16 protein-coding genes and 1 pseudogene are annotated in these 10,614 nt (G+C 58.7%); 3 read left to right on the top strand and 14 right to left on the bottom strand.

Going from position 1 to position 10,614, the window contains the following annotated elements; genetic code table 11:
* A partial coding sequence (locus tag DZC73_RS29430) for an integrase core domain-containing protein (RefSeq protein ID WP_161974810.1) occupies window positions 1-182 on the bottom strand: 182 nt, incomplete at its 3' end.
* On the opposite strand from DZC73_RS29430, the pseudogene DZC73_RS30770 reads away from it, so the two are divergent.
* Window positions 145-351, top strand: a pseudogene (locus DZC73_RS30770) (DDE-type integrase/transposase/recombinase); the annotation flags it as partial. The gene DZC73_RS29430 and the pseudogene DZC73_RS30770 overlap by 38 nt on opposite strands.
* On the opposite strand, the gene DZC73_RS29420 reads toward DZC73_RS30770, so the two are convergent.
* The 6 genes from DZC73_RS29420 to DZC73_RS29395 all read right to left on the bottom strand — a co-directional run bounded on the left by DZC73_RS29420 (window position 270) and on the right by DZC73_RS29395 (window position 4,010).
* The gene (locus tag DZC73_RS29420; RefSeq protein ID WP_124543972.1) at window positions 270-773 is read right to left on the bottom strand and encodes an IS3 family transposase; all 504 of its coding nucleotides are present in this window, start codon (window positions 771-773) and stop codon (window positions 270-272) included. The pseudogene DZC73_RS30770 and the gene DZC73_RS29420 overlap by 82 nt on opposite strands.
* Entirely contained in the window at window positions 773-1,135 is a 363-nt protein-coding gene (locus DZC73_RS29415) for a transposase (protein ID WP_124543971.1), read from the bottom strand. Before DZC73_RS29415 ends, DZC73_RS29420 begins: the two co-directional genes overlap by 1 nt.
* Window positions 1,136-1,272: 137 nt before the next feature.
* Window positions 1,273-1,548, bottom strand: coding sequence for a hypothetical protein (locus tag DZC73_RS29410; protein ID WP_124543970.1), 276 nt, complete (start codon window positions 1,546-1,548; stop codon window positions 1,273-1,275).
* A 103-nt stretch (window positions 1,549-1,651) separates the two neighbouring features.
* On the bottom strand, window positions 1,652-2,035 hold the full coding sequence (locus DZC73_RS29405) for a hypothetical protein (RefSeq protein WP_124543969.1): 384 nt from the start codon (window positions 2,033-2,035) through the stop codon (window positions 1,652-1,654).
* 1,117 nt (window positions 2,036-3,152) lie between these two features.
* On the bottom strand, window positions 3,153-3,584 hold the full coding sequence (locus tag DZC73_RS29400; RefSeq protein ID WP_124543968.1) for a hypothetical protein: 432 nt from the start codon (window positions 3,582-3,584) through the stop codon (window positions 3,153-3,155).
* Between the two features lie 81 nt (window positions 3,585-3,665).
* On the bottom strand, window positions 3,666-4,010 hold the full coding sequence (locus DZC73_RS29395; protein ID WP_124543967.1) for a hypothetical protein: 345 nt from the start codon (window positions 4,008-4,010) through the stop codon (window positions 3,666-3,668).
* 319 nt (window positions 4,011-4,329) lie between these two features.
* Between DZC73_RS29395 and DZC73_RS29390 the strand changes: the two genes are divergently transcribed.
* A complete protein-coding gene (locus DZC73_RS29390) occupies window positions 4,330-4,512 on the top strand; it encodes a hypothetical protein (protein ID WP_124543966.1) in 183 nt (60 codons plus the stop codon).
* Window positions 4,513-4,572: 60 nt separating this feature from the next.
* On the opposite strand, the gene DZC73_RS30765 is transcribed toward DZC73_RS29390, so the two are convergent.
* The 7 genes from DZC73_RS30765 to lepB all read right to left on the bottom strand — a co-directional run bounded on the left by DZC73_RS30765 (window position 4,573) and on the right by lepB (window position 9,592).
* A complete protein-coding gene (locus tag DZC73_RS30765; RefSeq protein WP_124543965.1) occupies window positions 4,573-5,004 on the bottom strand; it encodes a DUF4279 domain-containing protein in 432 nt (143 codons plus the stop codon).
* Between the two features lie 835 nt (window positions 5,005-5,839).
* Window positions 5,840-6,352, bottom strand: coding sequence for a hypothetical protein (locus DZC73_RS29380; protein WP_124543964.1), 513 nt, complete (start codon window positions 6,350-6,352; stop codon window positions 5,840-5,842).
* A gap of 75 nt (window positions 6,353-6,427) precedes the next feature.
* Entirely contained in the window at window positions 6,428-6,817 is a 390-nt protein-coding gene (locus DZC73_RS29375) for a hypothetical protein (protein WP_124543963.1), read from the bottom strand.
* Window positions 6,818-7,385: 568 nt separating this feature from the next.
* The gene (locus tag DZC73_RS29370) at window positions 7,386-7,715 is read right to left on the bottom strand and encodes a hypothetical protein (protein ID WP_124543962.1); all 330 of its coding nucleotides are present in this window, start codon (window positions 7,713-7,715) and stop codon (window positions 7,386-7,388) included.
* A gap of 111 nt (window positions 7,716-7,826) precedes the next feature.
* A complete protein-coding gene (locus DZC73_RS29365) occupies window positions 7,827-8,201 on the bottom strand; it encodes a hypothetical protein (RefSeq protein WP_124543961.1) in 375 nt (124 codons plus the stop codon).
* A 77-nt stretch (window positions 8,202-8,278) separates the two neighbouring features.
* A complete protein-coding gene (locus DZC73_RS29360; protein ID WP_124543960.1) occupies window positions 8,279-8,683 on the bottom strand; it encodes a VOC family protein in 405 nt (134 codons plus the stop codon).
* Between the two features lie 99 nt (window positions 8,684-8,782).
* Window positions 8,783-9,592: a signal peptidase I gene (gene lepB / locus DZC73_RS29355; RefSeq protein ID WP_124543959.1), complete on the bottom strand. Its 810-nt coding sequence runs from the start codon at window positions 9,590-9,592 to the stop codon at window positions 8,783-8,785.
* Between the two features lie 790 nt (window positions 9,593-10,382).
* Between lepB and DZC73_RS30095 the strand changes: the two genes are divergently transcribed.
* Window positions 10,383-10,614: hypothetical protein (locus DZC73_RS30095; RefSeq protein ID WP_216629195.1), on the top strand; the 232-nt coding region annotated here is incomplete at its 3' end.

The raw sequence follows: 10,614 nt of genomic DNA, 5'->3' as shown, positions 1-10,614 counted from the left end.
GGAGGGAGGTATCGCAGCGACGAGTGAAGTCGCTGCTGGTTGTAGAACGTGATGTAGCTGCTCAAGATGCGTCGCAGTTGCAGATCATCGGCGAAGGCCTTGCCGTACAGCTCCTCGGTCTTCCTCGAATGGAAGAACGACTCCATGTGGGCGTTGTCGTTCATCTTGCCCGGACGGTTCATGCTCTGCAAGATGCCCAACCTGCGAAGCTCGTCGCGGTACCTGAAGGTCGCTGGCCAATGGCGTTACCTCGCCACCGTGATGGATCGTCACTCCAGACGGATCGCGGGTTGGAGCCTGAGCCACCGTCGCGACGCCGCGCTGACCCGTGCTGCGCTGCGCCAGGCGGCACGCAACCGCAGGCCGCAACCGGGGCTGGTGTTCCACAGCGATCGTGGTGTGGAGTACGCGGCGTTCGAATAGGTGACATCCCCGACCCAGAGCTGATTGGGTCCACTGGGTTCGCTCAGTTGAAGCCGCGGCACGCTGGCGAAGAACGCACGCTGGCCGACCTTGGATCGCCGGTACAAGCGAGCGCTGCGCCCCTGCAGGCCAGCCAGGCGCATCAGCCGCGCCACGCGACGACGGCCCACGGCCAAGCCATCGCGACGAAGCTGCCCCGTGACACGCGGGCTGCCGTAGTAGCCACGGCTGCGTTCATGAACCTGGCGCACCTGCTCGACCAATTGCGCATCGCGTTGCGAACGCTCGCTGGGCTGACGACGCAACCAGGCGTAGAAGCCCCCGCGCGTCACCCCGTACAGCGCGCACATCACTTGGACCGGGTACGTTTGCCGGTTTGCCGCGATGAAGGCGAAGGCTTCGCTTTTCGTTCCGAGGCAAACCGGATAGCTTTTTTTAGCAGGTCATGCTCCATCTGAAGGCGCTTGAACTGCTGCTCGACGTCACGCAGACGCTGCAGCTCAGCGACTGCCGCTGGTTCTAGTGGCGCAGGTTTGCCCACCAGCTCGCCGTCGCGCACTTGCTTGCGCCACTTCGACAGCATGAACGGGTGAATGCACAACGACTCGGCGACGTCCTTGATGAGCACGCCGGGCTGGTTGCTCATCTGCACGGCCTTCAACTTGAAGGCGACGCCGTAACGATTGATCTTCTGAGGTCCGGGAGTACCCACTGAACACTTCCTCTGTTAGGTGGAAGTGTCAACGAAACCGAGACAAGCTCCCCGTCCGCTCGATGGAAGGGTTAGGCCGACCACCTCGGGAGCAAGCCGCGTTGGGCGCAAACGGTCCCTGCGACGACAAGCTGGCCTTAGGGCTTGCCAGAGACAAACTTTTTTTCGACATCTCGAATCGCACTTTCAAGGAGACCCACAAGGACTCGCGCCTGGGCAACTGACAGTTCGAGCTCAACATTGGACACCACGTCTTTGTCTTGGATGAGGTGTGATGTGACTGAATCTGGGAGTGGTGAGACGCTCGGGGAAACGTTCCACGCCTCGAGGTTGATGTGGCCTTCGTGAATGCCGGGCATGACTTCCAAGAAGCCTTGTCGGTACTGAACATCGGCAATGGCGATCGTGCTCATGGCGGTTTGGGCGGCCTAACGTTTGACATGAGGGGCGGTTGGAGGCGGGCGCAGCCCGCTGGAGACCGTCCGCTCGATGGAAGGGTTAGACGTCACCGTACGGCTATGGTGGGGAGACGTGACGCCTTGCGCGTGCAACGTAGGCGCCCGCAACGATCGCGACAGGTGCTGCAAATGCCCAAAGAACCCACAACGACAGTGGACCTGGCCCCGGCAACTGCTGGAACAGAGTGACTACGACTGCCGCTACGGCAAGAAGCACAGAGACCCGGCGACGCATGGCAACAACCATGCGACCTCCGACGTAGCCGCCGACAAAGAAGCCCACAAATCGGACGATCGACTCGGCGAGCCAGTAGTGCTGGCCAGCATGGTAAATCACGGTCTTGTCCGGCCAACCGAACTCCAGATTGGCAACGCTTGCAGGAATGATCGCTTCGAGCACTGTCTGAAGGCCCAGTGCCACAAGGATCGCGATCAACGTCATGAACCAGACGGCTAACGGTCGCAAGGTGCGATCTGTCATATGGCGCCTAACGTTTGACATGAGCGGCGGTTTGAAGCGGGCGCAGCCCGCTTCAAACCGTCCGCTCGATGGAAGGGTTAGCCCGCTGTTGCATTGGACGTCCTAGGGCAGAGGTTACTCAAGTGGTATGGCTAGAGCTTTGCACAGCGTTTCGGTAAACAAGAGCAGTTCCATTTCAGAGCCAGCCTTGATCGTGTATGCGTTAGTCCGCGTCAAGTGCCTGGCCCAAGGATGCTGGTGAAGCGGAAGATCTCCAGGCTTGCTCTCCGCGTTGAAGTCATCCAGCGTGACAGAGAGCCGCGCTTGCGGCCATACCGCTCGCAATTTCGTCACCAATTGCCGAGGGGTGGCGTCATCGCTGATGGCAATCTTGTCTTTGAAGACGGTAGACAACGCTACGCAACCGCCTTCCATCTCCTTGATGCGCCAACGGTCGTTCGGCGCCGAGTGCGTGGGCACGGTGAGTGCCGCTAGCGAAGCTGCTACTAGAGCAACGGACGCTTGGCGATGGATACGACGAGGCGCACGAGGTGAGGGCATAGTGGAATTCGGAAAAGCAGTCGGTACGCACTTTAGCGGCCCAACGTTTGACATGAGCGGCGGCTGGAAGCGGGCGCAGCCTGCTGGAAACCGTCCGCTCGATGGAAGGGTTAGGCGACATAGGATGGTTGCGCAAGGTACAAAATGATAGACATAGACGCACGACCTTGGAGCGAACTACGAGTACAGGAGTGTTATGAAAACTCCCGCGGAAACTATCGCGAAGACCAAGAACCACTGGATGCGCTTGACTGCCCACAATGCAAGCTGCTTTGAATTCTCGGAGACCTCGGCGAGTCTGCCTTGATATCGGTGACTGTCGGGCAATAGCCTCCTAGCGACGCGCACACCGACCGTCAGCAATGCAAAGTAGATGAGCGCCAAGCCAAGCGAGGCGGAAATGAGGACTAGAGAAGCAAGGCCGAATGGCATGGATCGCTCCCAAGGCGCCTAACGTTTGACATGAGCGGCAGTTGGAAGCGGGCGAAGCCCGCTGGAAACCGTCCGCTCGATGGAGGGGTTAGGCCGGACGCCGCCTCTAGCTTGATGTGTGAGCGCCCAACCACCACCGCATTGTCTTTGCCGCAGCCTTTGACCTTGGCTCATGTTCCTCGGACTCAAACAATAGAAGCTCTCGAACGACTCTGTCCTTGCCACAGCGCGCAGCCAAATACTGAGGTACTTGTTCTATGCTCAGGTTGTATGACGGCAGCACCGCACGCAGAGTTTGCGCGACATCGATGGACGCCTTCGGATTCAGCCTTTCTAGCATGCGGCCTGCAAGCTCTTGCTTCGGGTAGTTTGCTTCAGTTGGCACGCTACGAGAAAACACGAGCAGGAGACCTGCGAAAACCTCTGCGGGTTCGCACTTGGTGAGCTGCGAGGAGAGAAGCTTAACTTCCTGAGGATTTCCAGGACCGAAACGCTCGGCAACTTCAATGACTCGTCTATAGATGTCTTCACGATCCATGATCTTGCGGCCTAACGTTTGACATGAGCGGCGGTTGGAAGCGGGCACCGCCCGCTGGAAACCGTCCGCTCGATGGAAAGGTTAGGCCGATGCTGGCTCAACACGGCATACCTCCCGCGCCCAGAAGCGAATGCCTGGCGAGTCTTCGAAGCCTTGAACACGAACCTTTTCATGCTCCCAGCCCAGATAGCTAACGTCCAGTATTTCCAACCCCATGTATGAGTGCGGAAAGCCAGCATCGATCTCAAGCTCATGAACACCCTCAAAGCGCAGAACAATCGTGCTTGCACCCTTCTCGAGCTTCAATTCAAGCGACCCATATGGTCCGCTTTGAGTTGTGTAATTGACGCCCTTGATCTCGTACCCATAGGGTTCGAGAAGAATTGGATGGTCGGCCGCGTCAGCGAGATTGGTTGTGGACAACACGGGCATCTTCGTCAGGGCCTAACGTTTGACATGAGCGGCGGTTGGAAGCGGGCGCAGCCCGCTGGAAACCGTCCGCTCGATGGAGGGGTTAGGCGGATGGTGCCAATGGCGCCACCACGGGACGGTTTGCATTGCTCTTCCCCGATGAATTTCAGCCAAGGAGGGCCCTCGATCGAACAAGCTGAAGAAACAGGTCGTCGCAGACTGGGCGACTGCCGGGCCGAGTGGGATCCCACCCAGATTTGCGCGCCACTCTGATGAGCTCGGCCACGACGCCGGGCGTCACGGCGTCGTTCTCCCGTCTATGGAGTGCCTCGATGTGAGCGACCAACTGCTCTCCATTTCGACACTCCTCTGCCTCGACTACAAGCAACAACTCAAACCAGGCCCCATAGTCGGTTTCCTTGAGCATCCATCGATACTGGACACCATCGACGGACAGCGGGCGGGTGTGTTTTCGAGCAATCGTCATGTCGAAGTCTTCAAGACGCCTAACGTTTGACATGAGAGGACATGCGACAGCAGGCTTCGCCTGCTGTCGCATGTCCTCTCGATGGAAGGGTTAGGCGTCGTTGTCGCCATAGGCTTGAATGTATATCTGGAACTCCGCGCCAAGCGCGGCGATACGCTGAACGGTGTTAGGGCTCAACACGAAGGTGCATCCGACATCTGTGTGAACAGCGAAATCGACACGGAGTTGAAACCGTGAGGCCAAGCTACGCCAGACTGCTGGCTCACTCGAAACGTCGAGGAGCAGTTCTTCGAACATTCCGTCGGGGTCAATGGGTTCGAAACATCGAAGCTCGCGAATCCAGGCGCCTTTGTCCCAAGGCGGGCTGCGGAGTGTCTTCCGCTCACCCCTTCTGTGGGCATGCGTTGGGTCGACCCCAAGTAGCTTTGTGACTTCGATCGGATCGAGATCCGATCCATAGACGCAAAGCGCCACTGCAACCTCGTCGGGGAAGTAGATCTTGGATGGCGATGACTCGGGCATTGTGGGCGACGCCTAACGTTTGACATGAGCGGCGGTTTCCAGCGGGCGCAGCCCGCTGGAAACCGTCCGCTCGATGGATGGGTTAGGCGCCAGGTCTTGGTGACACGGCTCGAATTGCGAGGGCATTGATGAAACCTTCCGCTTCGCCAGTGGAGGAGAACCTGCGCTCTTGAGCGTCTTCAACGTTCCCGTGGTAGTGGATGCGAAATACTTTGACATGAGGCCAGTACTCGACTGTGATAGGGCCAACTACAAGAGCGTCGTGTGATGTCGATGCGGGAAAGTGGCTGGCATACGCCTGCTTGGACAAGCGCTCAACCAACTCCTGCATTGGCCGCATTTCAGGAAATTCGTTCGCTACGCCACTGTAGTGCGCATTGACCGAGGGATCTGCGAGCTGCGTTGCTCTCACGTGGACTGCTTTCGGCGCCTAACGTTTGAGTTCACCCGCGTGCTACGAAGGGTTGGGCAGCATGCGGACCGGCCTGAGATGAAGGCTGAAAGGTACCACCGCTCACGAGGTGCTCGACGATGCCACAGGCAAGCTCTGAATACATTGACTCCGGACCAGAGTCATCCGGCACATACCGAACGTGGGTGACTGCATAGCTAGAGCCGCGACGCTCGTTTGCCAGAGCGACACCGGCCAAGACGCTAGCCATGATGGCCGACTCGCTGAGCGCCTTGTGAATCGCTGGACCGACGGGAGGAAGCCTTTCGCAGACAGGTGCACCTTGCTCTGCTTGCTGCAAACGAACCTGAAGGAGGTTGTGCGTTGGCCCAGTGATGCGCACAGCGCCAAGGTACTCGCCAAACTGGATGTATTGCATGCTGCCTAACGTTTGACATGAGCGGCAGACGACGGCGGGCGAAGCCGGCCGTCGTCTGTCCACTCGATGGAAGGGTTAGCCCCCAGTTTGCCAACCAACTCGAACGTATACGCCACGACGAGACTGGCAGCTACGTAGGGCACCCAGATGCCCGCGTGCTGCAAGAGTGTGACCCAGAGCGGATTGCCGATGACCAGTTGCATGAGTGGCATGCGAACAATAGAGCCCTCGAGCCCCAGGCACAGCGCCGCTACTAGCAGCGCCCTGACGAACACAGACGAAGTGGGTGTGGCCTTGCGCACCAGGACATAAGCCGCGAGATAGGCAAGCCCAGGCTCGATGTAGGTGAGTGCTGCCGGAACAACGACCTCAGGACCGTACGGCGGGACCTTGATTTGCACGCCTTCCATGTGGGCGCCGACCCAGTGCGGAAGCCAATCTGCGAACAGCTTGTGTGGCAAGAACCCGGCAGCCGAGGCTGCGATCGCGGGCACAAGTATCTGCAGGAATTTGCTCATGGGGGCTAACGTTTGACATGAGGGGCTTGCGTAGGCGGGCGAAGCCCGCTGGAGCAAGTCCCCTCGATGGAAGGGTTAGGCGCTTGCTGAAAGGCGCTCATACAGACTCTGCTGAATGATGATTCGGCTCTTAGACAAGCACGCAACCCCGAAGTCTTGGGAATTTCGTGTGAGCGACTTGTAGACGTTGAGATAGATTCGCCAGTCAGCGTAGGTGCCTTCCAAAAGCTGAATCAACTGTTGTACGAGGGCTGGTGAAAATACCTGTTCGTCAAGCTCCACGCTGCGACTCTTTGTCGGATACCAGTCCCAGTTCGTATGGACCAGGTCTTCCGCATTGCGCGAACCGCACGCGGCTTCGGCTACCTCTTGGATTTTTGATGCCAGCTCCGCGTCAGCTCGCTCGTAGATGGCCTCCTCTTCGCTCGAAGAGAACGCGACTTCAACGGTTGGTTGCTTGAGCAACTCAATCTCGAAGTGAGTCGCTGAGGCAACAACAGTGCACGGAGGGAGATCTGCCAAGTTCATAGCGCCTAACGTTTGACATGAGCGGCGGTTGGAAGCGGGCGCAGCCCGCTGGAAACCGTCCGCTCGATGGAAGGGTTAGGCGGCAGGCGCCCTAGGAGAAGATGCATGAGTTGTTGCCATAAGCCTCTTCAGCTCAAGCGACGACCTTTGATACCGCCGGAACCGAACAGCCACGCTGATAAGAGCATAGGCCATGACGACATAACCCGCATTCTGAGCGACTTGATTCATTCCCCACGCTGCCAGAAGGCAGGCTAGTTGGACCAGCGGAATGCAGGGAAACAATGCTGCACCCGCGCTGGGTTGGCGCCCATTCTGGACATGGCGAACGTTGCCCTCCGTGATTTCGAGCAGGAAGCCGACGCCGCACGAGACGAGAGACATAGCGAGGACCGCGACGTAGAGCATTCATGCCGCCTAACGTTTGACATGAGCGGCGGTTGGAAGCAGGCGCAGCCTGCTGGAAACCGTCCGGTCGATGGAAGGGTTAGACGCAACTGCCACGCTACACCTCGAAGGTTGGAAGTGTAGGCAGGTTAGCGACGAACTCAGAATTCCACTGTTCCCACTCCTGCTTGCCAAGGACACCCGTGACAAGCAAGCCCGAAGGCTCCACGGACGCGAGTAGATACGGACTCTCTTCGAGCCTATTGAACCAACAAGAGCAGCCATGCTCACCTTGAGCTTGCCACGCCGGTAGAGCCTCGAAGGTGCGCAAGAGTTGCTTCCACTCGGCCTCACCAAACTGAGCGAAGTGAAGAGCATAGACACGCTCGACGGAAACACAGCCCTCCGGCGACAAGAGTGAAGTGGGATTGTCGTAGTAGAGCGCCATGGGATTGGTTGCGTCTAACGTTTGACATGAGGGGCGGCTGGAGGCGGGCGCAGCCCGCTGGAAACCGTCCGCTCGATGGCGGGGTTAGGCCCAGCCGTGTGCACGGTGCAGCTAGTCACCAATTCGGCTCCAACTCTCATAGGGAACGTTATTTTCCTTGAGGAACGGCCCCAGTTCTGCGGCCGCGCGTCCACGAAAGCGATTTTCCAGGGCATTCAGCAGGTTTGACTCAGCGTCAAGCGCGGCCAGCAGTTTCGGCAAATCGGTACGGGCAACGGTCCAAGTCCACTCGTACTCGCGACATCCAAAGGCAGCCTCGACCCCGTCTCCGATATCTTGACCCTCGATAACGAGATTTCCTTCGGTCGAATAACTTGCACACAGATAGCGTACGTCTCCTTCGGTTCGCTCGTCCCTGAGGACGGCGCGAATTTTTTCACTTGGCATTTCGGATCTGCGTAGAAATGCGAGAAGAGCCTTGAGCATTCGGGGCCTAACGTTTGACATGAGCGGCGGTTGGAAGCGGGCGAAGCCGGCTGGAAACCGTCCGCTCGATGGAAGGGTTAGAGCGCATTCTGGCGAAACTGCACGACATTGCCCTCAGGGTCGTGACCGTCGCAGACGCGCGAACCCTGAAACTCCCATTCACGCTCCGGTGGGTTGAGCTGACCACCGCACGCCTGCGCAGCCAGACGTGTGCTGGCGATGCTTGGGACAGGAAGGACAAGCTTGACGGCAGTGTCCTCGCGGCGCTGCGGCGGCACGGTGACCTGGATGGACGCCGCGATGTGGGGAGGAATGGCGACGACAACGAGTTGGAAAGCGACTGACTCAAGCACGACATAGCTTTGCTCCGCATGTGTGGTGCGCAGCCCAGCTACTTTTGCATAGAACGCGCTGACCTTGGGCACGTTCATCGCGTAGACGACCGCGCCAGCAGTGAATCGGACGGCCAATTCGGTCTCCATGCGTACGTTGCGCTCTAACGTTTGAGATGAGCGGCGGTTGGAAGCGGGCGCAGCCCGCTGGAAACCGTCCGCTCCATGGAAGGGTTAGACGCGATCACCCTAGAGCTTGTCGCAAGTTCTCGTGTCAAAGCGAAATTCGGCATGAGTCCGATCCTTTGAGTCCACGAACACATAGTGAACCTGCAAGCCAGTGGCGAGGCGGAGAAACCTGTTGCCACACAGGCCGACCCGCAGGGCAGGCTGAACAGTCGCAAGGAGTGTTGGCGATGCCGCATAAGTAAGACGTAGCTCGGAGTCGCTGATGACCTTAACGTCTACTAGGGAGACATCTTCTCCAACTGGCATTTGCGCTCGAAGGACCGAAAAGAACCTTTCAAGTGCGGCACCCACGCGCCCGGGAGTGCGCAAGGCCTGATCCCACTCAACAATGGTGCCAACAATGTCGTTTCGAGCTACGGCGCCGAAGGCTAGTGAGTCGTAGGCCATCTGAGCATGGTTGTCGGCCAACAAGTAGTAGGAATGTTCTGGCACGACGTATGCCTTGTTCCAGGCGGGGAACTTGGCCCACCCAGTTTGCGACGGCGGTATCCATGGAGTCAGGTCTTTGACCTTCTGCCCATCGACAACCGGGTAGCCATCGTCAAACTCGATACGCTCGCCCGGCAAACCAACCACTCGAAGAGCATAGCGCGTCTGCGGGTCGTGATGCCCTCGAAACACGACAACATCTCCACGGGCGGGCGGTGATACCAACGGCTCGGTGATTCCCAGCGATCCGGCGGGTAGCGACGGCGCCATTGCCGCAGAGTTCACGCGGAAAAAGGTATCACCAAACGAGATCGGAAACGGAGGAGCCGCAGTCGAAGCTGCTGCAAACGCCACCACAAGAACCGAGAAACATTGAATCACTCCGGGAGCCCGTTCTAGCGTCTAACGTTTGACATGAGCGGCGGTTGGAGGCGGGCGCAGCCCGCTGGAAACCGTCCCCTCGATGGAAGGGTTAGGCTTCATCGCCGAAGCTCCGCAGCGGCGTCGCGACCCATGACCATGCGCTTGCCTCTAACTCGGGCCAAGTGACTTGGAACCGCTCTTCCGCGCGCGGGCCGACCCAAGCGCCTGCTGGCAGAGGGTTCCTGCAGCCTATGCAGACGAAGGGATGGTGTGGATCCGTAGCGTCTTCCCGTTGCGATAGGTCGTTTCCGTCGAGGTAGACGGTGTCGACTTCGTATTCCATGAGATAGACGCGCCTGCAACTTGGACATTTGAACAGCGCGAAGTCTTCGTCACCCATGTTGCGACCACAGCGGCGAAACACGGCTTCATAGTCGATTGCGGACTCAGGAACGTAGCGTGACATTGAATGAAGCCTAACGTTTGACATGAGCGGCGGTTGGAAGCGGGCGCAGCCCGCTGGAAATCGTCCGCTCGATGGAAGGGTTAGGCCCATGCTTGTGACCGCACGACCTCGCTTGCTCGAGTGATGTGGAGCAACCGGGAAAGCCGATACACGCGCACCTACCCATGCTCAGCCTCGTTCACACTTTCAAGGCCGCGAATGTATGGCAGCACGCCGGGATGCGCTTCGACCCACTCAGTGCCAAGCAAGCTTGCGACGGAGCCTGTGCCAATGACACCGGCGATCGTGCCATGCGCTGTAGCCGCTTGGAGCAAGCCATGTGAAGTATGCAGGACATGCTCGGTGGCACTCGACGTGGGCGTGCCCATTTCAGCTGTCCACTCCTTCTGGATTGCGGCGATCAGCTTACCGGCGGCTCTCTCAAGGTTCGAGCGTGTTCGCGACATCGAAGGCCTAACGTTTGACATGAGCGGCATGTGGAAGCAGGCAAAGCCTGCTGGAACATGTCCGCTCGATGGAAAGGTTAGGCGGCAATGCGAGCGACGGTCGGTGTTCGACGAGTTGCCTACGAGCA

Source organism: Rhizobacter terrae, assembly GCF_003852895.1.
Classification (GTDB): domain Bacteria; phylum Pseudomonadota; class Gammaproteobacteria; order Burkholderiales; family Burkholderiaceae_C; genus Albitalea; species Albitalea terrae.
This window is presented reverse-complemented; position numbering and strand designations above follow the sequence as displayed.

What these genes read in the sequence shown, in the direction of transcription:
- DZC73_RS29420 (WP_124543972.1), bottom strand. Translation starts at nt 773, where the DNA reads ATGTGCGCGCTGTACGGGGTGACGCGCGGGGGCTTCTACGCCTGGTTG.
- DZC73_RS29410 (WP_124543970.1), bottom strand. Translation starts at nt 1,548, where the DNA reads ATGAGCACGATCGCCATTGCCGATGTTCAGTACCGACAAGGCTTCTTG.
- DZC73_RS29405 (WP_124543969.1), bottom strand. Translation starts at nt 2,035, where the DNA reads ATGACGTTGATCGCGATCCTTGTGGCACTGGGCCTTCAGACAGTGCTC.
- DZC73_RS29400 (WP_124543968.1), bottom strand. Translation starts at nt 3,584, where the DNA reads ATGGATCGTGAAGACATCTATAGACGAGTCATTGAAGTTGCCGAGCGT.
- DZC73_RS30765 (WP_124543965.1), bottom strand. Translation starts at nt 5,004, where the DNA reads ATGCCCGAGTCATCGCCATCCAAGATCTACTTCCCCGACGAGGTTGCA.
- DZC73_RS29380 (WP_124543964.1), bottom strand. Translation starts at nt 6,352, where the DNA reads ATGAGCAAATTCCTGCAGATACTTGTGCCCGCGATCGCAGCCTCGGCT.
- DZC73_RS29370 (WP_124543962.1), bottom strand. Translation starts at nt 7,715, where the DNA reads ATGGCGCTCTACTACGACAATCCCACTTCACTCTTGTCGCCGGAGGGC.
- DZC73_RS29365 (WP_124543961.1), bottom strand. Translation starts at nt 8,201, where the DNA reads ATGCTCAAGGCTCTTCTCGCATTTCTACGCAGATCCGAAATGCCAAGT.
- DZC73_RS29360 (WP_124543960.1), bottom strand. Translation starts at nt 8,683, where the DNA reads ATGGAGACCGAATTGGCCGTCCGATTCACTGCTGGCGCGGTCGTCTAC.